Source organism: Myxococcus llanfairpwllgwyngyllgogerychwyrndrobwllllantysiliogogogochensis (assembly GCF_006636215.1).
Classification (GTDB): domain Bacteria; phylum Myxococcota; class Myxococcia; order Myxococcales; family Myxococcaceae; genus Myxococcus; species Myxococcus llanfairpwllgwyngyllgogerychwyrndrobwllllantysiliogogogochensis.
In genome coordinates this window covers 13,639-32,764 of the sequence record NZ_VIFM01000012.1, presented here as the reverse complement: position 1 = coordinate 32,764, position 19,126 = coordinate 13,639, and the positions used below count along the sequence as shown (strand labels likewise).

The following is a 19,126-nucleotide window of genomic DNA, read 5'->3' as shown; positions in this document are numbered from 1 at the left end:
GAGGGTTCCTCCTCCGTGTCCTTGTTGTCTGGGGGCACACCTCCCGTGCGTGGCATCGAGTTGGAGAAGAGGCTCGCCACTCCGGAGGGCGCGACGAGCTGGACTCCGCCAGGGCGGGTCGTCCGGCGTCCCTCAGGGACTGACGATTCGCCCCAGGAAGAGCACGCTCTTCGTCTCCACCTCTTCAATGAAGAAGAAGAACGGGCGGTCCACCCGGAACTCCGGCGGGAGGGACACGGGGACGCCCTCGATGGCGGTGGCGGCGGCGGCCTCGGTGCCGCGCTCGTCCACGGCCACGAAGGTCTGGTGTTGCGCGCCGCTGAGCATCAACCGCTCCTGCCGGGTGATGCCAGACAGGTCCGCCTGGGTGCTGAAGGCATCCACCATGCCCAGCGCCTTCAGTGCGTCGACGACGGAGAGCGACTGGCTCACTTCGAAGCGAGGCATGCTCAGCATCACGTGCTGGTTCCTCAATTGCGCGCGCACGGTATCCAGGAAGGCGGCGGACAGGCGCTGCGCCACGTCTTGGAAGCGATTCGCATCGGGAATGACCAGGAGCATGCGGAAGGCGCGGCCCGTGTACGGAAGCGCGATGGCTTCATAGCCATCACCTGACGCGACGGGGAAGAGCCAGGAGGTGCTCATCGTGGGGACAGGGGTCGTGGCTCCGTCCAGCCCGTGGAAGGGCTCCGAGCGGGTCCCCTGGGGCATGAACGGCGCACGCCAGCTCCCCTTGAAGTACAGGGCATTGGCCAGGACCAGGCGCGTGTCCGGACGCACCTCGCCCTCGGGAATCAGGTCCTGGATGCGCCCGTTCGTCTTGCCGGAGACCCAGTCGTTGATGGAGCGACGCACGCCGTCCGCGTCCGCGGCGAAGTCCACCGCGCGCAGACCCGCGCCATGGTGCTCGGCGAGCACATCCAGGTAGGACGCCTCCAGGGGATAGCCCTGCTGGCTCCACAGGGCATTCACCGTGCGGAAGGTCGGCGCATCACCGGTGTCGCCATGAGACTGGCCCGCCTGGGCCTGGAGTGCCAGGTCCAATCGGTTGAGCGCGGGATGCAGCCGCTCCTGAGGCAACGTGAAGCCGAGTGCCCGCGCCATCTGCGCCGAGGTGTCACCGCGCGCTCCGGCGTACACCATACTGAAGGCCCGGGTGAGGCTGAGCGGAGACAGGACGACATTCTCTCCGGGCTTGTCCACCTGCCGGTACATGGCCACGCCGAAGTCGGTGTTGCTCGCGACGAGCGAGGCGAAGTCGGCGTCGGAGACGACAGGCGCCGCCACCCGTTCCTTGTTGGAGGCCACCAGCTCCCCGGGAGCCGGAGTCTCGTCCTCCATGGGCGTCTGGACGTCGGAGTGGCAGGCAGCCAATCCCAACAGCGCGGTGAATACACAAGCCTTCAGCGGGGTCGACGACATCGGGGTCCAGTCCTTTCGGAGTGCGGCGGAATGCCCTGAGAAGCAAGCGCCATGCGCATCCTTCCGGCCTGGGATTTCAATGGGTTGCACCCAGCGCGGGACGGCGCTCCTCGGATTTTCGAGGACAGGTCCCCGCCTCTTGATGGAAATCCCGTGGCTGCTGTTTCACCGAAGTTGAGGGTGATGGCTGATGCGGGGAGCCGAACGATTCATCCGCACCCTCAAGGAGGAGTTGCTCTGGATTCGGACCTTCTCCACCGTGGAGGAACTCCGGCGGGCCCTGTTGGAGTGGGCCCGCCGGTCCACCGAGCACTGGCTCCTGAATCACTACGGCTTCCTCTCGCCGGGTCAGGCCCGGCGGGGGCTGATGCTGAAGCAAGCTGCCTGATTACGACCAGCCTGGTGTCTCAACAATCCAGTGCGGTACAAAAGGCCACTTAGTTGGGGCAGCCGTTTGGCCCGTAGCAATGGAAGCAGGCGTTGTTGCAGTTTGTTCCATTGCAGAGCGCGACATCGGCATTGCCGTGGCAGGCGGGAATGGTGAGGTCCTCCATGCTGTACTTGGTGATGATGTCCCCACACGCGGTAATGGCATCCGTCGCGCCCGAATTGGCATCCACCGACATGGCGTTGAAGTCATAGGTGGAGCCGCTTTCGGGCCGGCCCACGGTCCACTGGCCCATGGTCACCTTCTTCGCTGCGTTGGCGGCAGAGAAATCCCCTGCCCTGATGTTCCACATCTCCAGGGGGTCGAGCTGGACGCTGCCGCTGCCCGACCAGCCAGTGCGGCTGAAGTTGAAAGTCACAGGCCCGTTTCCACTGCAGTTATGCACCGCGAAGTGCATTGAGTGCCCCGAATGCTGGAACGTCACCGGGCCATTCCAACTGGTGGTGCGCAGACGAACGCTTGTCGAATTGCGGCGGACCCTGTCGCAAGGGAGAAGGTCCGGCGTGCATGCGTTGGGCTCGTCGCTGCCGAGCGGGTTCTCGCAGCCCTCGCAGTAGTAGTCGCTCACGGTGGCGGTGAAGACGGGATTGCCTGCCGGAGGCTGCCCGCACGTGGGGTCACCATAGATGGATGCGGCCCAGGTTTTTTGCTGCGCCGTGCAGCTTCCCGCCAGGGAGGAGGACTGCTCGGCGAAGGATTCGGGCAGCGTGGCGAGCTCGGCCGCGTTGTCCCTCCGGAGCTGCTCTCTCTGCGAGGAGGTGCGCGTGAGGCTCTCGCGGCTCCGCAGGGCCGCCGGCAGGGGCTGGGCGTCGGGCGCCACGGCCAGGAACACCTCCTCCGCCGAGTGCTTCAGGAAGAAGCGGGGCGCCACGAGCGGGCGATGCGGGAACTTCGCGACGACGGCCATGCCGACGTCACCGTTCTGGCCCGCCAGCCAGATGACAGCGCTGTCCGCGTCTCCGACGCGGGCCAGCTCACCAGGGAGGGGCGTCCGGGGCAGCTCGGCGTGCGCGGGAGTCACGCACACGAGGCAGACGGCGCTGGCGAGCGCCAGCGCGAGACAGGACACGGATGATTTCAAGGTGGAGGCTCCAGTAGGCGACGGCGTCCATTCGCCGTCACTCCCTGGAACGGCAAATCCCCCGGATTCTCCTCACCCAATCTCAGGCGCGAGAGGCACGCGCCGCGTCCTGGCTCTCAGCGGGGCGCGGCCGTGGGCTGTCTGATATGTCAACGGCGGTGCGCTCGCGGTTGGTTATCCGCCGGGCGCCGCGAGGGCTCATCTCTCCCTGACGCTGGTCTACGAGCTCGCGTGGCGCGGTGGCCGGTACGGCATCGCGGCGGCCCTCATCGGAGGAGGGCAGGGCAACTCAGTGTTCGTCGGGGCGCTCTGAGTCAGGCGGAGCGACGCTCCTTCGGCCACATCGAGGTGCGTTCGCAGCCAGCCCACCCCTGCCTCCACCTGGTCCTGGCGGACGAAGCCGGCGATGGACTCCGGGCGCGTCTGTCCGTCGCGATGGTGAGCGCGAGCGTGGGGCCGGTATCGCCGTCACCTGCTGCCCGCGCTGGGTGCGCACCTCCGGCCCGATGCCCAGTGCCTGCATCGCCGCCGCATGGCTGTTCACGCGGGGGCTCAGGCGCCCCTCAGAAATTCGTGAGCCTGTATTGGCTTGCATTGATGCACGCGTTCGCGTGAGATGCCGGCGGCCCGGCCGGGGTGCCTGTTTGGAGTTGCCTCCGCTTGCCCATGCCCGACCTTTCCCTGTCACTTCGCTCTTGTCGCCCGTTCCTCGGGCTCGCCTTGTGCTGTCTCGCGCTCGTGGGCCCGCGTGCCGCCGCGCAGGACGCCTCCGCTCCGTCACAGCTGTCCGATGGTTCTCACCTGGGGCTGGGCGTTCGGATGGCCTATGGCATCCCGAAGAAGAAGGTCTCCGAGGCCTCGGGGCTGGCCATGGGCCTCGAGGGTCTCATCGCGCCCCAGGTGGATGTCTCGTGGTTCTTCTCGTCCCACCTCTCCCTCGGCCTGTATGGCCAGTACGGGGTGGGGCGGTACTCGCGCTTCTGCTCGGAGGAGTCGTGTCGCGGCGGCGTGCTGCGCCTGGGCGTGGGCCTGCAGTACCAGTTCGCGCCGGAGAGTCCCTGGAGCCCCTGGCTGGGGGCGGGCGTGGGCTATCAGCGTCACATGCAGAATGAGCACCTCGCGTATGGGGACACTTCAACCGTCGAGTCGGGATTCGAGCTCATGCGGCTCGAGGCCGGCCTCGACTTCTCGTTCGCCGGCCGCTTCCTCGTGGGCCCCTACGTCACGGGCAGCATGTCCTCATACTTCTGGCGCTCCATGAAAACGGACGGCTACCCATCGTCATCGATGCCCGCCAACTCCGACCTGGAGTTCTGGGTGATGCCCGGCGTGCGGCTCCAGGCGCGACTGTAGCGCTCGGGCGGCGGCTTCAGGCCCGAAGGGCTCGGGGTGGGACGCGGGCGCCTTCGATGACGACCTTGAGGCCGCGAGGCTCGTTGCGACGCTTCGTAGTCGATTCCGACGTCGAGGAGCCTCGCCGGGCGCTCCTCGACGGATGTACCGCTACGCCCCCTCGTCCAGAACGCGGCGGCGCTACGGTGTGAGCGTCGCGTTGAACGAGTAGTGGCCTGCGCCCTGCGTCACGCCGGTGGTGGGGAAGGTGACAGGCATCGCGCCGTACGTCCTGCTGACCCAACGCTCGGTCCCCGACCCGTTGATATAGGCAAGGACGGTGCTGCCGCTGTTCAACCCCACCACGAGCCAATAGGTACCCGCCGGGAGGGAGACCGGCGTGACGACGTTGACGGTATTCCACCCGACCACGGGGACGAACGACGTTGTCGTCGCCTTGAGGCTGCCGGGCGCGCCACCAGCGAGGCTGTCATAGACGGCCAGGGTCAGGTTGCCAGCCGAGGTCCCCAGGGCCTTGACGTTGATTCTCAAGGTCTGGAGCGTGGCCGTTTGTGTCAGCGCAACCTGATTGCCGACCAGCAGATCCGCGAGGCCCGAGTCCGTGCCCGACAGGATGTTCGTCTCACCGATGATGATTGACGAACTCGAGCTGGTCACGAACGAGTTCACCTGACCCACGCCGGTGCCGTCGGTGCTGCTGGCGAGCGCGCAGAAGTAGTACGTGGTGCCAGCCGTCAGGCCGGTGAGGGGCTGATTGAAGCTGACCGGGGTGCTTCCGCCGCCAAGGCTGACGCCGCCGCTGGTCGGGGCGCGGCTCCCGAAGGTGTCGTTGCAGCTTCCGGGATGGGTCGCGCTGTAGCGGAACCAGCCGGTGGTCGTGGCACCATTGGGGGTGCCCGCCCCGTTCAACGTGGTGCTGCTCGAAGTGACGCTGGTCGCATCCGAGGTGACGACGGTTGGCGCGGCTCCCGCGGCTGAAGTGGTGAACGACAGCACCGCGCTCGCGGGCGTCACTCCCACCGGATTGCTGGCGATGGCACAGAAGTAGTACGTGGTGCTCGCCGCGAGCCCCGTCACCGGCTGGGTGTACGTGAGCGTCGAGCCGCCGCTGCCCAGGCTCACGCCACCGGTGGCGGGAGCGCGAGTTCCAAAGGTGTCGTCGCAGCTGCTGGGGTGGGTGGAGCTGTACCGGAACCAGCCCGTGCTCTGCGCTCCATGGGGGTTGGCCGAGCCGTTGAGCGAGGCGCCTGATGCGCCGACATTGCTGGCCGCCGAGGTGGTCGTGGTCGGCGCCACGGCGCCGCTGCATGGGGCATTGGTGTTGAGCGTGAGCACCCAGTCGTTGCAGGTGGTGGACTGCGGAGCCGCGTCGTCGCAGTTCGACTGGTGGCTCGTGGTCCACGGAGGCGTGGTGAAGTCCTGGGTCCCGGTGTTGGCGAAACTGGTGCCGACGGTCGTGTACGCACCGTTGGTGGGGTTGAACCATTTGACCGTGGAGGTGCCGCACAGCTTCGTCATGTCCACGCGGACGGTGCGGGACGACGGGATGTAGATGACCACCGCCGACCCGTTGGAGGTCCGCGCGGTCGTCGCGTAATAGTTGGTCCGGACGGCGTTGTTGCCATAGCAGCTGGTGCTGTTGCTCCCGCTGGTGCACATGCCCTGGGTCACGATGGTGCTCCCGTTGACCGGGTCACCAGGCCCTCGGTCGGGGACCAGGTCCCACCAGTTGAACCCACCGGGACCATCGAAGAAGGTCCGCAAGTGCTGCATGAAGATTGCGCCTGGGTGCGTCGGGTTGTTGAGCAGGGACTTGTTGGGGAACGGCGCCCCCAGTTGCCACTCATGAGACGCCCCGTAGAGAGTGCCGACGGAGCCGGAGGTGATGGACCACCAGGCGACCTTCCGGGTGTCTCGCCCAGTCACTCCTTCGTCTTCATACTTGGGCTCCATCAGGAAGCTGGGCATGATCGCCGGCAGGGTTCGCCCATAGTCAACGTGCTGTTTGTAGTAGGCCGCGTTGTAGTTGTAGACGCCGCTGAGGGTGACAAGGCCTCCCCACACCGACCAGTCGCCATCCAGGGAGCTGGTCCCGGTGGTGGGGGCGAGCTGGAGCACGAAGAGCTTCGGCTTGACGGTGTCCGTGCTCTTGATGCCGCTCGCCACCGCGGCCATGCGCGCCTTGTCATTGACGTCGACATCGAAGTAGTCGCCGCCCATCCACCAGACGATGTTGTGGTGGTTCTTGTAGCGGTTGCCGAGATACTGGCCGTACTGGTTCGCCCGTGTCGTTCCATTCGCGACGAGGGTCTCGTGGAAGCCGACGGGACCGTCGATGGGCGTCGTGAAGAGCACGATGTTGTTCTGGTTGGCGGCCGCCACCAGGGCATCGACCCGGGCGAAGTAGGCCTCGTTCGGCGTGCTCAAGTCCCAGCAAGGGCCATAGTCGCAAGTCTGGGCGAGCGTCCCGGTGAAGGGCTTGATGCCGTCCCAGGTGGAGGAGTCCGGTTTGGAGTAGTCCTGAATCAACCAGACATCCGCGGCGTTGACGCCCTGGCTGGCCTTGGTGGCGAAGATGGTATTGAAGTCTGCGGGGTCGACTCCGGTGACGATGGATTGGGGATTGAATCCGTTCACGAGGAACGGGACGTTGTTCTGGTCGACCAGGTAGCGCTGGTTGGCGCTGACCTTCAGCGGGAAGGTGAAGGTAGGTCCGATGCTCTTCTGGCTCGTGGTGTCGAGAGCAACGGCGTCGCCTGAAGTTTCGACCTGCGCCGAACAGGCTGTCATCACCGAGCAGATGGCGCCGAGCAGGGCCATCCGTAGAAGGCGGGCAGGGCGGCCCGATTCAGAAACGCCAACGTCATTGGGACTGCATGTCCATGAGCTCATGAAACAACTCCGAGTAACCCAGCCAGCGAACCGGCTTCGCGGCTGGAATGAGGCACCCTGTCGTGCGCGAACCGGGAAGGAACCCCCGCGAAATCGCGGAGGGGCATCACGTCTGGACGAGGGGTCGTCCAGTCCGTGGTGCTCATCGTGCGGTGAGTGCGGCCCACGCTCCTCTGGAGGTCGGCACGGAGGGAATCACCTGGCAGGCGTCGATGACCTTCCTGTCGAACCGCATTCGCGCAACACCTTCGTCGAGAGTGTGGGGGCTCTACGCATGAGGCCCGCCAGACTTTCCTGGAACTTTACGGGGTGTTTTTCAGCAGCGGGGCCCCCCGGACAAGTCCTGCGCGGTGACGCCCGACCGAGGGCAGCCCCATGCGTGGTGCCGTCCGGCAGTGGGTGCTTCATCCGATAGGCGATGCGGCCGTCCTCCGCTCGTGACAGCCGCTCCGGCGCACCGGGGGCCCGCGCTTCCCACAGGTGCCTGTTACTCCATCGAATCAGTGCCCTGGACCAGTGACGTCACATCGAGCTCCGCCCCAACCACATACAAGGGCTCCGACGGAGTGAAACGCCACGTCAAGCACTGGCCGGCCAGATTTCTGCCGTAGACGGGGCCTTCGTGCTTGGGGCCTAGATGGAAGGCACGATTCTTTCCAGGAAAGCCCTGCGATTCGTCAATGTAGACGGCGTAAGCGCCGACGGTGCAGGACTCAGGGTAGACATGGGACACCGGTGTCGTGCATGCGGCATCCGCGAAATATCCGGGCTCGAGGTTGATCAAGTGTTGGCTTGGATAGCAGCGAAGCGTGCCCGCGGGGTCCGACCTGAACGTACACCGCGTCTCCAATTGCGTATCGACAATCTGGGTGGGCACCTTCACGGCCCCTCCCAGCTCCACGCCGCGCACGGTGAGTCGGCCATGGGTCTTGAGGTCGACCTCCTTCGCCTCGACCCAATTCCTGGCGGGAAGCTCCGCGCCAGCCCGGTAGTAGCGGACGTACCGTGGCTGAGGCGGCCGAGGCTGGCACCCGGGGTTGTTTTCACCGAGGGAACCATAGACCTGGCTGACTTCCTCGCCGACAGCCACGACATGCAGACCCGAAGGGCACGTCTCTTCCGGATTGGCATACACCGCGAAGCGCGGCGCGGTGCAGAAGAGGTAGGAGGTCGTCGCGAATGCAGGTTCGGTGCACGCCGGGTCTACCGAGGCGGAGGCGCTCGCGCCTGTCGACTCACCCGACGGCAAGCAGCGAAGTGTCCCGTCACGCGCCAACCGAACGGTGCATTCCGTATCGCGGGTGGTGTCTTGGAGCGACTGGAAGCTCTCCGAGCCATCCTCGCCCTTGATGGTGTAGGCCTTGATGCCCCTGCCGCTCTGCTTCTCCTGAAGGACGCCACGAACGAGGTAGTCGCTGGCGGCCACCTCGGGTCCCACCCGGTAGAGTTCGGAGGCGAACATCACTTCCCGAATGCAATCTCCGTTGTAGTCCCGCTGGAAGTAGCTCTCTCCCCAGACTTCCCCCACGGAGTGGAAGCGTTGAAGCCCACCACACGTGCCATCCGTCTTCGAGATGAGGGTGTTCGGGCCCGGTGGGCTGGAGAAGTGGGCGAGGGGGATGGAGCAGTTGGCGTCGGTGTAGCCCTGGAGGCGGCTGTCCTCGGCGTCCGTGATGTTGCCCGTGTCGGAGGCTACGCAGTAGTAGGCCCCATCGGGCGCCGCTTTCTGCCAGGTACAGGGCGTCTGGAACTGGCTGTCATAGAGCTGCTTGAACCAGCGCAAGCCATCGCTCGTGGAGAGGACCCTGGCCTTGAGCCGTGAGCCGTCCACGTGGCGCTCGATGGGCTCCGTCGCCACGGGCTCCGTCGTATCACCGCAGCCCGCTCCCCAGAGTGCGGCCAGGACCAGCCCGGTATAGATGCGCCCCATGATGTTCTCCTCGAATGAGTCGATACAGGGCGTGGCATGACGGCCGCGCCCAGCCAGCGCTCGAGCCGGCATCCGTCCTTTATCGTGCCGAGGAGAGGTGATGGCAACCCGCCGGGCGTAATGGCCAACCAACAGGGGCCTCTTCTTGACTTCCGTGCGGAAGGCAACGGCCTCCCCGAGCCTGAAGTCGGCATCCCTCAATTCATCGATTCAGTCCCCTCGACGAGCGAGGTCGCCTCGATTTCCGCCCCAACCTCATACACGGACGCGGGCGTCGGCCCCTCCAGCTCCGCGCACCTTCCCGCTTGGGCACCGTCCGCCTGGACGACATAGACGGGGCCTTCGTGCTGGGGGCCCAGATGGAAGGCGCGGTACCGCAGCCAAGGGCCCTGGGCGAAGTCCACGAAGACGGCGTACCCGCCGACAGTGCAGGGCGCGGGGAAGACAGGGGACACCCGCGTCGTGCATGCGGCATCCGCGAAGTATCCGAGCTTGAGGTCGATGCCGTGGCCCGCGGGGAAGCAGCGTTCCGTGCCCGAGGGGTCCGGATTGAAGAAGCACTCCGTCCCCAACTGTGTGTCGAAGAGCCTGGCGGGAACCTTCACCGCCCCTGCCACCTCCGCGCCGCGCACGATGAGTCGGCCATGCGCCTTGAGGTCGATCTCCTTCGCCTCGGGCCAGTTCGTGGCGGGAAGTTCCGCGCCCGCCCGGTAGTAGCGGCCCTCCCGTGGCCCAGGTGTGAGCGGCCGGCACGTGGGGTCGACTGCACTGGCGGGCGCGTAGACCTGGGTGACTTCCTCTCCAACCGCGATGACCTTCAAGTTCGGAGAGCACGCATCGTCCCCGTCGCTCATCAGCGAGAATCGAGGCCGGGTGCAGGGGCGGGGGGTGAACGTCGTGAGCGCGGGCTCGGTGCATGTCGGGTCCACCGAGACGGAGGCGAGCCAGCCCCTGGGTTCGCTGCTCGGAAGGCATCGAAGCCTCCCGTCACGCGCCCGGTTGACGACGCAGTTTGTGTCGTGGGTGGTGTCCTGGAGCGACTCGAAGGTCTCCGACCCATCCTCGCCCGCGATGACGTAGGCCTTGATGCCCCCGCCACTCTGTTTCTCCCGCAGGGTCCCTCGAACGAAGTGGTCGCCGGTCACCAGCTCGGGGCCTATCCGGTAGTGGGTGGAGTGGCCCAGCGGTTCCCGGACGCAGTCCCCGTCCTGGTTCCGGCGGTAGAAGGCCCCCGTCCAGGGCTCCCCCACGGAGTGGAAGCGTTGCAGCCCTTCGCAGGGGTCATCTGACCTCCTGATGAAGGTGTTCGGCCCCGGCGGCTGGAAGAGGTCGGCGAGCGGGTCGGTGCACTCGGCGTCGGTGTATTCATCGTCGTGGCTGAAATGCGAGCCACCCCGGGACACCAGGCCCACGCCGTCGTCCACACAGTAGTAGGCACCATCGGGCGCGGCCTTCTGCCAGAAACACGTTGCCTGTCGCTGGCTGTCGTAGACCCGTTGGAACCAGCGCAGGCCATCGCTCGTGGAGATGACCTGGGCCTTGAGCCGTGAGCCGTCCACGTGGCGCTCGATGGGCTCCGTCGCCACGGGCTCCGTCGTATCGCCGCAGCCCGCTCCCCAGAGTGCGGACAGGACCAGCCCGGTATAGATGCGCCCCATGATGTTCCCCTCGTATGAGTCGATACGGGGCGCGGTATGCCGGCAGCGCCCGGCCAGCGATCGGGCTGGCCTCGTCTCCCTATCGTGATTCGAAGAGGTTGATGTCACTGGGATGTAACCGCGCCACCGTCGCCCGCATGTCCCTGCTCGATTCACGAGCGCATCCATGCGCTCTGCGCGGAGGGAGACGCACTCGCGGAGGAGGGGGACCCGGGGCGGCGTTGCGGTCCTTCAAGACCGCGTTCCAGCGGATCCCCGAGCCGTGGCTGGACCAAGAGGCCACCACGTGGGTCCGCACGGCCATCGGTGACATGTACTTCCAGCTGGGCGATTTCGCGCGGGCACGGACCGCGCTCCTGGATGCGGTCCGGGCGCCCGAGGGTCTGCTTCCTCAAGGTGCTGCTGCGTCCACCCCAGGGCGCCTGACGCCCAAGGGTGGACTGTCGCGGGATGCCCGGTGGTGCGCCATCACCGGCCCAGGGTGATGACAACGTCGGCCGAGAAGGTCCTCGCCCTCATCCCGACCCTTCGGTCGCCAAACAGGCAGATTTCCTTGCAGTGGTCGAAAGCCCTCCCGTCCCCAGGGATACACGCGGTGAGCGCGTCCCCGCCCCAGCCTGCTCCGTCATCGGCCTCGGCCATGAAGTAGACCCACGATTCCTGCGTCGTGAGGACATGGACCTCCTGATTCAGGCCGATTCCCCACCACCCGCGTGTCAGGTGCCCCCCCAGCGAGCCCCCACAGCTGGCGGTCGCGGGGAACGCGATGCAAATCCAGATGAATGAACCGTAGGTGTTGCGAAAACGCACCTGCCGGTTGCTTGCCTTGGTTTCGCCATCCAACGAGACAACCCGCGGCTGGGTCATCAAGTCTGGGCTCGCCGGAGGAACGCCCTGGATGATGCCTGGAGGTTCGTACACGGTGTTGAACGGATTGAGATCAATCCGTGGGCGCGTCTGATAGCCGCGCCCGGGCGAAGGGGGGACGCCGTAGGGACCGGTTTGGGCCGGGAGGTCACTCCCCTCGGCGGCCCATGCATTGGACGGCCGCACGGGGAGAATCCCGCCGGCGCCCATGCCCAACACCGCGCCCGCGCGAAGAAAGCTCCGCCTGTTCATCGAAGGCCTGTTTGATTGATGCATACGAGTCCTCTCGGGCTCGAAGAGGCCTTGTCGGAAACGGGGGCCGCCTCGAGCCTGAATCGACTTCATGCAAAGCAGCCTGCCCTTGCATGCCGTTCCGACCGCCGTCATGCAATCGGTTTGCATCTTAATGAGTGGCACGTCCGGGCCCTGGGCATTCCCATGGCGTCTGTCTGGAACCCGACAGCCGTGCCCCTCCGAGGCAGTGATTGTGCCAACAGGGGGGCTGGTCTTGATTCAAGAGCGTACGGAGTCGCCCTTGGCGGCTCCGTGCCTCAAGCGGCGGCGCGGAGCTGCTCCACGTAGGCCTGGGCGGCGGAGGCCTCCACGCCATGCAGTCGGGCCATGTCGCGCGCGATGGCGGAGGGGTCATCTCCCATGCGCAGCTGCATGCGGATGTTGTGCTCGAAGGGTTGGAGGATTCGCAGCGCGTCCGCGCCACGGGCTTCCTTGACGACGGGCGCCGCGCGCCGGCGCGAGCGTCCCATCTCCGCGCGGGCCTGCACGTAGGTGACGATGTTGGACAGCAGGTAGTACCAGGTCACGAAGAAGGAAATCGTGCCCCACCAGCCCAGGGTGACGTTGCGCAGCGTGTGGTGCCAGAACGCCTTGCCCAGACACGCCCGGCACAGGTCGGCGGCCGTCGTATGGGAGCGACGCGCGAACAACATGCCTACGTTGTGGTGCAGCTCAACAAAGACCGTCGTCTCGGACCGGGAGCAGTGGTCGCATCGCATGGCGGCGCACCCTAACGGGTTCCTCGCCCGCGTTCGAGCACTCGGATTCAAGCCCGAAAAGCCGGGCGATCCGCGCAACTCCAATGGACATGGGAGAACACCGGGAACATGGGGCCGCGGATGCCCTGGCGGCCCCGGGTCCTCCTCGAGTCCCGCGCGTCACCCCGAACCACGGTGGCGTGTGAGCGTCACCCGCGTCGGTGGACCCCCCGAGCGCTTTCCACGCGGCCCTCCCAAACCTCAGGCGCTGCCGAACACTGTCTGTATAAACGACCCCGCGCGGCTCTCCACCTCACAGCAGGCCGCGCAGTCATCTCACGAATGCTCTGTCTCATTCGCGTGGACAGGTTCCGCTTCGAGGCATGTCTGGGTGACGTTGTAACATTCCGCCGCGCTGTCGGTTACCTGCCATCTTGTCAGACAGGAATGCCAGCATTGAGCCCACGTGCCTTCCTTGAAGAGAGGCATGGGGGTGCGGAATGCGTGCTGTCCGCTGGATACTGTGCGCCGTTCTCTTCGTCACGGGATGCGCTGGCGTTGAACCCTCGACGCGCAGGCGCACTTTCCAGCAGCGTTCCGCACGACTCGGGGAAGGGGAAACGGAGGCTCGGCATTCCCGAGGACAGAGGAGCGATGCGTTCGATGCGTTGCTTCGCGACGCGGGGCTGGAGGACCGAGACGAGCGTCCCGTGGCAGGCAGTTCGCTCACGCCGACACATGCAGCGCGGCTGCTGGAGGCGCTGACGGGCAAGGACGTGACGCTGGGGCAGTTTCCGGCCCGAGTCGCGGTGGGCTTCATGCTGCGTGAGGTGCTGGACGCGGGCGAGGTGTCGCGCGCCGAGTTGGTGCGGCGAGCCGAGCGCTTCAATCATCTGGCAGTGCTCCGGCCTGACGGGTGCCTGGCCTGGGTGCGCAGTGGCCTGACGCAGCAGCGAGTGGCTCCAGTGGAGTGGAAAGATGGAACCTTCCGCGCGCACGGCTTCGAGCTGGGTCGCTTCTACAATGGGCGCACGGGCGTCTTCCGTTTGCTGGACGACGAGCTGAGGGAGGTCAACGGCTTCGCAATCGCGGATGTCCACGACGATGCCGACGTCATCAGCCGCACGCTGGATGGGGCCGAAGAGGCATTCGTCGGGCTGGCTCTGGCGGTGGGGCAGTTCTTCTCGACGTCGCCCGCTGACAACCTCGCGGCGCTCCGACAGATGCCTGTTGCCGTGGCTGCGCTGCTGGCTTCGTCGCCTGAGTACCTGGAACGCTTCCAGTACATGACGCGCGGCGAGCAGATTCAGGCCGTCTCCAAGCTGGTGACGAACATCATCGCCACGTGGGGCACGGTGTCTGCCACAACGCGCGCGCTTCAAGGTGCGGCGCTCGCTATGGCGGAAGTGCCGGTTCTGTCGCTCTCGGCCCAGGGCGCGCTCGCGATGGAACGTGTTGCGGTGCCGGTGGGACACGCGGCGGCGGTGCTGAGTGGCGGGCCGGGAGCGGCTATCATCCTCCAGCGAGCGGGCGAAGGGGGCAGTTCAGGTTCGACATCGCCCACTGGCGGGAAAGCTTACTCGTCGTTCAAGTCCTTCAAGCGGGCGATGGGACCAGCGGGACCAGGGAAGGAGTGGCATCACATCGTCGAGCAGACGGATGGCAACGTGGCGCGGTTCGGCCCGAAGTCGATCCACAACACGGAGAACATCGTCGCGCTTGACAAGGATCTTCACACCAAGGTCAGCGCGTTCTATTCGTCGATTCGGTATCGAGTGACTGGGTCTAGGACGATGACTGTACGAGACTGGTTGCGTAGTCAGTCGCTCGAGGCTCAAAGGGATTTCGGGTTGCGGGCTCTCGACAACGTCCGGAAAGGCGCTTGGTGATGGACGAGCTTGGAAAACTGGTTGGGGAGTTTGCGCACCACACTGTCGCGCAGACCGAGGCGGTCATGCGTGGAGACGCCAGAACCGGGAACAAGCATGCGGACAAATCTCTCGCGGCGTTTGATCGTCTCAGGGCACACGGCGACGCGGGCCGCGATGCACTGGCAACGCTCTTCGCTGATCCACGGATGGACGTGAGAACCGCTGCTGCTGCTCTCCTGCTCCGCCACAAGACGGCGGAAGCCAAGGCCGTTCTCGAAGAGGCTGCAAAGGGCGAGGGGCTCATTCCATTTGAGGCACAGGAAGCCCTCAAGCGGTGGGAGGAAGGAACCTGGGCACTGGACCCAGAATAGCATCAGCAGCGTGGCACCCGGCGCATGTGGTGCTCGCTGAGCGGTACGAGAGCTTGCTGGACCGAGCTGGACAATTGAAGCCGTTTCAGCCCCGACCGTAGAAGAGTGGGGGACCCGAGTCGCCCTCCCTCCGGCTCCACAGCGCGGGCGGGTTCGAGCGCTAGAAGGGGACATGCCCATTGCCCCCATAGAGCCCCTTCCTGGGGGAATCTGGCGGGACGGGACGGGGCGGGATGGCGGAGGTCCAAAGTCCCAGGAAAATCGCGAGGCAAGGCGACCCTGCCTGGATATGGGCGACCAGCCCGCCCAAGCCCCCAGCTCAGTTCATCCACTCCGTCGAAACCATCAGCTCCGCGCGCCGGTTCTTCTCCAGCTCCGTCGTCGACAGCGGCCGTTCCTCTCCAAACGACAGCGTCGACAACCGCGCAGGCTCCACACCCAGTCGCCGCAGGTAATCCCTCACCACGGAAGCACGGCGCTGGCCGAGGGCCAGGTTGTACTCCGTCGTCCCCAGATCACAGGTGTGCCCGGTGATGTTCACCCGTGCCTGGGGCCTCTTGCGCAGCGCGTCCGCGAGCTGCGTCAACGTGTCACGGAACTCGGGACGCAGCGTCGTCGAGTCGAGCTCGAAATAGACAGGCTCCAGGGCCAGGGGGAGCAGGTCCGTGTCTGAGGGCTCGGTCATGGTACCTCTGGCTATTTGCCTTCCGACCGCTCCCGACGGTGGATGGTGGAGACATCAATCCCGAGCAGCTCCGCCGCTCGCGTCTTGTTCCCGCCGCACCGCGCGACGGCCCAGGCGATGTACTCGCTTTCCAGCCGGCGCAGGGGAATGACTTCCCGTTGCGCCTCCAACAACGGGTGTTCCTCCGCGCCGCCCTCGCTGACGTGTGGGCGAAGCTGTTCCAGGTCCACCGTGTCCCGGGTCCCCAGCACCACCAGCCGCTCCACCAGATTCTCAAGCTCTCGCACATTCCCGGGCCAGCGCTGCGCACACAGAGCCGACACCGCCTCCTGCGCGAAGCGCTGTACCGGAGACCTTGGATTCCGCGCCCGAGCCTGCTCGAGGAAGTGCTCGGCCAGCGCCGGAATGTCCTCGGGTCGCTCCCGCAGCGGCGGCGCCTGCAACGTCACGACATTCAGCCGATAGAACAGGTCTGCCCGGAATCGGCCCTCCTTCACCCGGGCCTCCAGGTCCTGGTGCGTCGCGGCCACCACCCGCACATCCACCATCCGCGAACCGTCCGCCCCCACCGCCCGCACCTCGCCCTCCGCCAGCACTCGCAACAGCCGCGCTTGCAGCTCCGGCGCCATGTCCCCGATTTCATCCAGGAACAGCGTGCCCCCATCCGCCTCCACGAAGAGACCGCGCCTCGCGCTCGTTGCTCCGGAGAACGCCCCCTTCACATGGCCGAACAGCTCGCTCTCCAGCAGCGAGTGAGGCAGGGCGGTGCAGTTGACCGCGACGAAGGGACCCGCGCGACGCGTGCCCTCGAAGTGCAGGGCCCGGGCAATCAACTCCTTGCCACTGCCGCTCTCACCCCGCACGAGCACCGGCGCGCTGGACCAGGCCACGCGCTCCACCAGCGCATACAGCGCCCGCATCGCCGCGCTGCGACCCACCATCGCCCCCAGCCGGCCCCGGTCCTCCGCCTGCTGCTTCAGTGTGCGGTGCTCGGAGCGCACCCGCCGTTCCTCCAGCGCGCGGCCCACGTACAGCCGCACCTCATCCAGCCGGAAGGGCTTGGCGAAGTAGTGCCACGCCCCTCGCTTCATCGCCTCCACGGCGTTCTCCACGCCGCCGAAGGCCGTCATCATCAGCACCGGCAGGTCCGGGTCCAGCTTGCGCGCCGTCTCCAGCACGTCGAAGCCATCCACGTCCTGCATGCGCAAATCACAGATGACGGCGTCGTACACTCCGGCGCGAAGCTGCGCGATGGCATCCGCGCCTCCCGAGGCCACATCCACCGCGTAACCCGCATCGGACAAGGGCTCGCGCAGCATCTGTCCCATCTCGACGTGGTCATCGACGACGAGAACCCGGGCTCTAACCGACATGTTGCTCCTCTCGCGCGGGGGCCGCGGCGGGCCATTGCAGCATCACACGCGTCCCCTGACCGGGTGCACTGTCCAGCTCGATGCGCCCGCCATGGTTCCGGACAATGTGCGCCACCATGGTCAGCCCCAGGCCCGTGCCCAGTCCGCGCTTCTTGGTGGTGAAGAATGGATCAAACACTTGATGCAGATGCCTCGCGGCGATGCCGCACCCGTCGTCCTCCACGGTGATGCGCACCCGACCCCAGGCCCCCGACGCATCCGCCTCGCCCGGCGTCGCCGTCAGTCGCACCCGTCCCCCCGGCTCACACGCATCACACGCGTTGAGCAGCAGGTTGACGAGCACCTGCTGGAGCTGGTCCGAGTCCGCCGCCAACGCGGGCAACGGCTGCGACACGTCCATGCTCAGCACCACGCGCCGCCGCTCCGTCTCGACGCGCAGCAGCTCCTGCACGCTCTTCACCACGGACGGCAGCGTCACCGCCCGCGACTCGGCGGGCTGCAGCCGCGAGAAGTCCAGCAACTGCCGGATGGTGCGGCTCACCCTGTCTATCTGCTCGACGATGGTCCCCAGCCCCGCGGACTGCGGGTGCTCGGGGCCCAGCTTGTCCTGCACGTATTCGGCGCGGCCCCGGATGACACCCAGCGGGGTGCCAATCTCATGCGCGATTCCCGCCGCCAGCACGCCCACCGTCGCCAGCTTCTCCGCGCGCAGCAACTGCCCCTCCAGCGCGCGCAGGTTGCTCAGGTCCTCCAGCACCAACAGCGTGCGGACGTCGGGCTGGTGCGGCTCCAGGGGCACCGCGTGGACGTTGTACTGTCCTTCCTCCGCGAACAGCCGCAGCGGCTCGCCGTGCAGACTGCGCACGCGGTTGTCGCCGCCCGCAGCGTTCACCAGCTCCTCCAGCCGCTGGATGACGGGCGCGTGGGCCTGCGGAAACGCCGCCGCCAGCGTCGAGCCCACCACATCCGGCGGCATCTTCGTGCTCAGCGCGCGATTCGCGGAGGTGATGCGTCCCGTCGTCGACAGGGCCAGCACGCCCGTGGGGATGTGGTCGAGAATCTTCTGTGTCTTGTCGTGCAGGTGGGCCAGTCGACTCGCGTGGCGCAGGCTCTCCTGGAGGGCCACGGCGCGGCTGCGCGCCAGCACCACATACACACCGAACGCGATGAGGAAGGACGAGAACAGGAACGCCGCGAAGGACAACCGCAGCACCAGGCTTCGCTCATGGGAGCGCAGCCCTCGCGTGGAGGACAGTGTCGCCAGCGGCCACAGCGCGCCGTTCTTGATGCGCACCGGCACGAAGCTCGCCACCACCTCCGCGTCTCCCAATCCCAACCCCACCGCCTCCGTCCGCTCAATCACCAGCGAACCCGCTTCACCCGCGAGCATGCGCCGTGACAGCGCCGCGAGCCCCGGAGTGCCACGGACATCCGTGGCGAGCCCCTGATAGCGAGCCGCCAGCGTCGGCGCGCTCAGCGCGGTGGGCGCTCCATGCGCGCCGAGCAACAAGAGATGCGTGTCGCTCTCCGCGGTGAGCAGCTTCAGCGGCGCGAACAGCGGCTCGGCGTCCACCAGCACCACCACCGCGCCGCCACCCCCAGGAGCATCCTCGGGCAGCGAGGTGGCGAAGGCCCGCAGCCACCCCGTCGAATCCCCGGACAGCGGAGGCGAGGACGCGATGTGACCCGAAGCTCCCTCCAGCACGCTCCTCGCGGTGCGGGCCAGCTCCTCCGCCGGGTATTGCTTCGCGAGCGACGCGCCCGTGCGCTTGTCCAAAAGCCGCAGCCGCTCCTTTCCATCCGGCCCGAAGACGACGATGGCCTTGTATTGCCCCACGGCCTCCAACAGCGCGCGCAGCTCGCGACGGTGTTCCTCGGCCGTGCCCGGTTGGGACAGCAACTCACCCGTGAAGCGCAGGTCCTCGCCCACGTCCTCCAGCGCCTCGGACACCCCTCGCGCGGCCTCCTGGAGCTGGGCCTGTCGCTCGCGGGCGAACTGGTCCACCAGCGCCTGCCTGTCCCGCTGGATGAAATACACGGCGCCGCCGATGACGCCGGTGAGCGCCGTGCACAGCAGCAAGACTGGCAGGAGGGAGGAGCGCATGAGGGCAGATACCAACATCCCGGCGCGAGGGGGTGGGGGAAGCCCGTCAGGTGGCTCCCTCCCCAGGAACCGGCTCGTC

Annotated in this window: 15 protein-coding genes and 1 pseudogene; 6 read left to right on the top strand and 10 right to left on the bottom strand. The window is 66.6% G+C overall.

Annotated elements, in window-relative coordinates; genetic code table 11:
* Nucleotides 1–132: 132 nt before the first annotated feature.
* Nucleotides 133–1,422 (bottom strand): serpin family protein, encoded by a 1,290-nt coding sequence (locus FJV41_RS04775; protein WP_141641205.1) that lies wholly within the window; start codon nt 1,420–1,422, stop codon nt 133–135.
* A 190-nt stretch (nt 1,423–1,612) separates the two neighbouring features.
* On the opposite strand from FJV41_RS04775, the gene FJV41_RS04770 reads away from it, so the two are divergent.
* On the top strand, nt 1,613–1,810 hold the full coding sequence (locus FJV41_RS04770; protein ID WP_141641204.1) for a transposase: 198 nt from the start codon (nt 1,613–1,615) through the stop codon (nt 1,808–1,810).
* Nucleotides 1,811–1,859: 49 nt separating this feature from the next.
* On the opposite strand, the gene FJV41_RS04765 is transcribed toward FJV41_RS04770, so the two are convergent.
* Complete coding sequence (locus tag FJV41_RS04765; RefSeq protein ID WP_246136989.1) at nt 1,860–2,951, bottom strand: hypothetical protein; 1,092 nt, start codon at nt 2,949–2,951, stop codon at nt 1,860–1,862.
* Between the two features lie 160 nt (nt 2,952–3,111).
* Here FJV41_RS04765 and FJV41_RS53465 point away from each other — a divergent pair.
* Nucleotides 3,112–3,264, top strand: a pseudogene (locus tag FJV41_RS53465) (acetyl-CoA C-acyltransferase); the annotation flags it as partial.
* Between the two features lie 506 nt (nt 3,265–3,770).
* Nucleotides 3,771–4,304 carry an autotransporter outer membrane beta-barrel domain-containing protein gene (locus FJV41_RS04755; protein WP_141641203.1) on the top strand — a complete coding sequence of 178 codons (534 nt, stop codon included), beginning with the start codon at nt 3,771–3,773 and terminating at the stop codon, nt 4,302–4,304.
* A 180-nt stretch (nt 4,305–4,484) separates the two neighbouring features.
* Here the strand turns inward: FJV41_RS04755 and FJV41_RS04750 are convergent, their stop codons facing one another.
* The 3 genes from FJV41_RS04750 to FJV41_RS04735 all read right to left on the bottom strand — a co-directional run bounded on the left by FJV41_RS04750 (nt 4,485) and on the right by FJV41_RS04735 (nt 10,784).
* Nucleotides 4,485–7,196, bottom strand: coding sequence for an apiosidase-like domain-containing protein (locus tag FJV41_RS04750; RefSeq protein WP_141641202.1), 2,712 nt, complete (start codon nt 7,194–7,196; stop codon nt 4,485–4,487).
* A 487-nt stretch (nt 7,197–7,683) separates the two neighbouring features.
* Nucleotides 7,684–9,126 (bottom strand): DUF7481 family protein, encoded by a 1,443-nt coding sequence (locus tag FJV41_RS04740; RefSeq protein ID WP_141641201.1) that lies wholly within the window; start codon nt 9,124–9,126, stop codon nt 7,684–7,686.
* Between the two features lie 197 nt (nt 9,127–9,323).
* Entirely contained in the window at nt 9,324–10,784 is a 1,461-nt protein-coding gene (locus FJV41_RS04735; RefSeq protein WP_141641200.1) for a DUF7481 family protein, read from the bottom strand.
* Between the two features lie 221 nt (nt 10,785–11,005).
* On the opposite strand from FJV41_RS04735, the gene FJV41_RS52055 reads away from it, so the two are divergent.
* Nucleotides 11,006–11,269, top strand: coding sequence for a hypothetical protein (locus FJV41_RS52055; protein WP_181790390.1), 264 nt, complete (start codon nt 11,006–11,008; stop codon nt 11,267–11,269).
* Here the strand turns inward: FJV41_RS52055 and FJV41_RS04725 are convergent.
* Complete coding sequence (locus tag FJV41_RS04725; protein ID WP_281291377.1) at nt 11,253–11,903, bottom strand: twin-arginine translocation signal domain-containing protein; 651 nt, start codon at nt 11,901–11,903, stop codon at nt 11,253–11,255. The genes FJV41_RS52055 and FJV41_RS04725 overlap by 17 nt on opposite strands.
* 299 nt (nt 11,904–12,202) lie before the next feature.
* A complete protein-coding gene (locus tag FJV41_RS04720) occupies nt 12,203–12,598 on the bottom strand; it encodes a hypothetical protein (protein ID WP_141641198.1) in 396 nt (131 codons plus the stop codon).
* Nucleotides 12,599–13,353: 755 nt separating this feature from the next.
* Between FJV41_RS04720 and FJV41_RS04715 the strand changes: the two genes are divergently transcribed.
* Both FJV41_RS04715 and FJV41_RS04710 read left to right on the top strand, forming a co-directional pair.
* Nucleotides 13,354–14,532: a hypothetical protein gene (locus FJV41_RS04715; protein WP_281291375.1), complete on the top strand. Its 1,179-nt coding sequence runs from the start codon at nt 13,354–13,356 to the stop codon at nt 14,530–14,532.
* Nucleotides 14,532–14,885 (top strand): DUF2019 domain-containing protein, encoded by a 354-nt coding sequence (locus FJV41_RS04710; protein WP_141641236.1) that lies wholly within the window; start codon nt 14,532–14,534, stop codon nt 14,883–14,885. The genes FJV41_RS04715 and FJV41_RS04710 overlap by 1 nt, the downstream gene beginning before the upstream one ends.
* Before the next feature lie 319 nt (nt 14,886–15,204).
* On the opposite strand, the gene FJV41_RS04705 is transcribed toward FJV41_RS04710, so the two are convergent.
* From FJV41_RS04705 to FJV41_RS04695, 3 genes are read right to left on the bottom strand one after another with little or no spacing between them, the layout of a single operon-like run.
* Nucleotides 15,205–15,570, bottom strand: a complete 366-nt coding sequence (locus FJV41_RS04705) for an OmpA family protein (protein WP_141641197.1) — start codon at nt 15,568–15,570, stop codon at nt 15,205–15,207.
* Between the two features lie 11 nt (nt 15,571–15,581).
* A complete protein-coding gene (locus tag FJV41_RS04700) occupies nt 15,582–16,943 on the bottom strand; it encodes a sigma-54-dependent transcriptional regulator (protein ID WP_141641196.1) in 1,362 nt (453 codons plus the stop codon).
* Complete coding sequence (locus FJV41_RS04695; protein WP_141641195.1) at nt 16,933–19,047, bottom strand: two-component system sensor histidine kinase NtrB; 2,115 nt, start codon at nt 19,045–19,047, stop codon at nt 16,933–16,935. Before FJV41_RS04695 ends, FJV41_RS04700 begins: the two co-directional genes overlap by 11 nt.
* Nucleotides 19,048–19,126 lie beyond the last annotated feature (79 nt).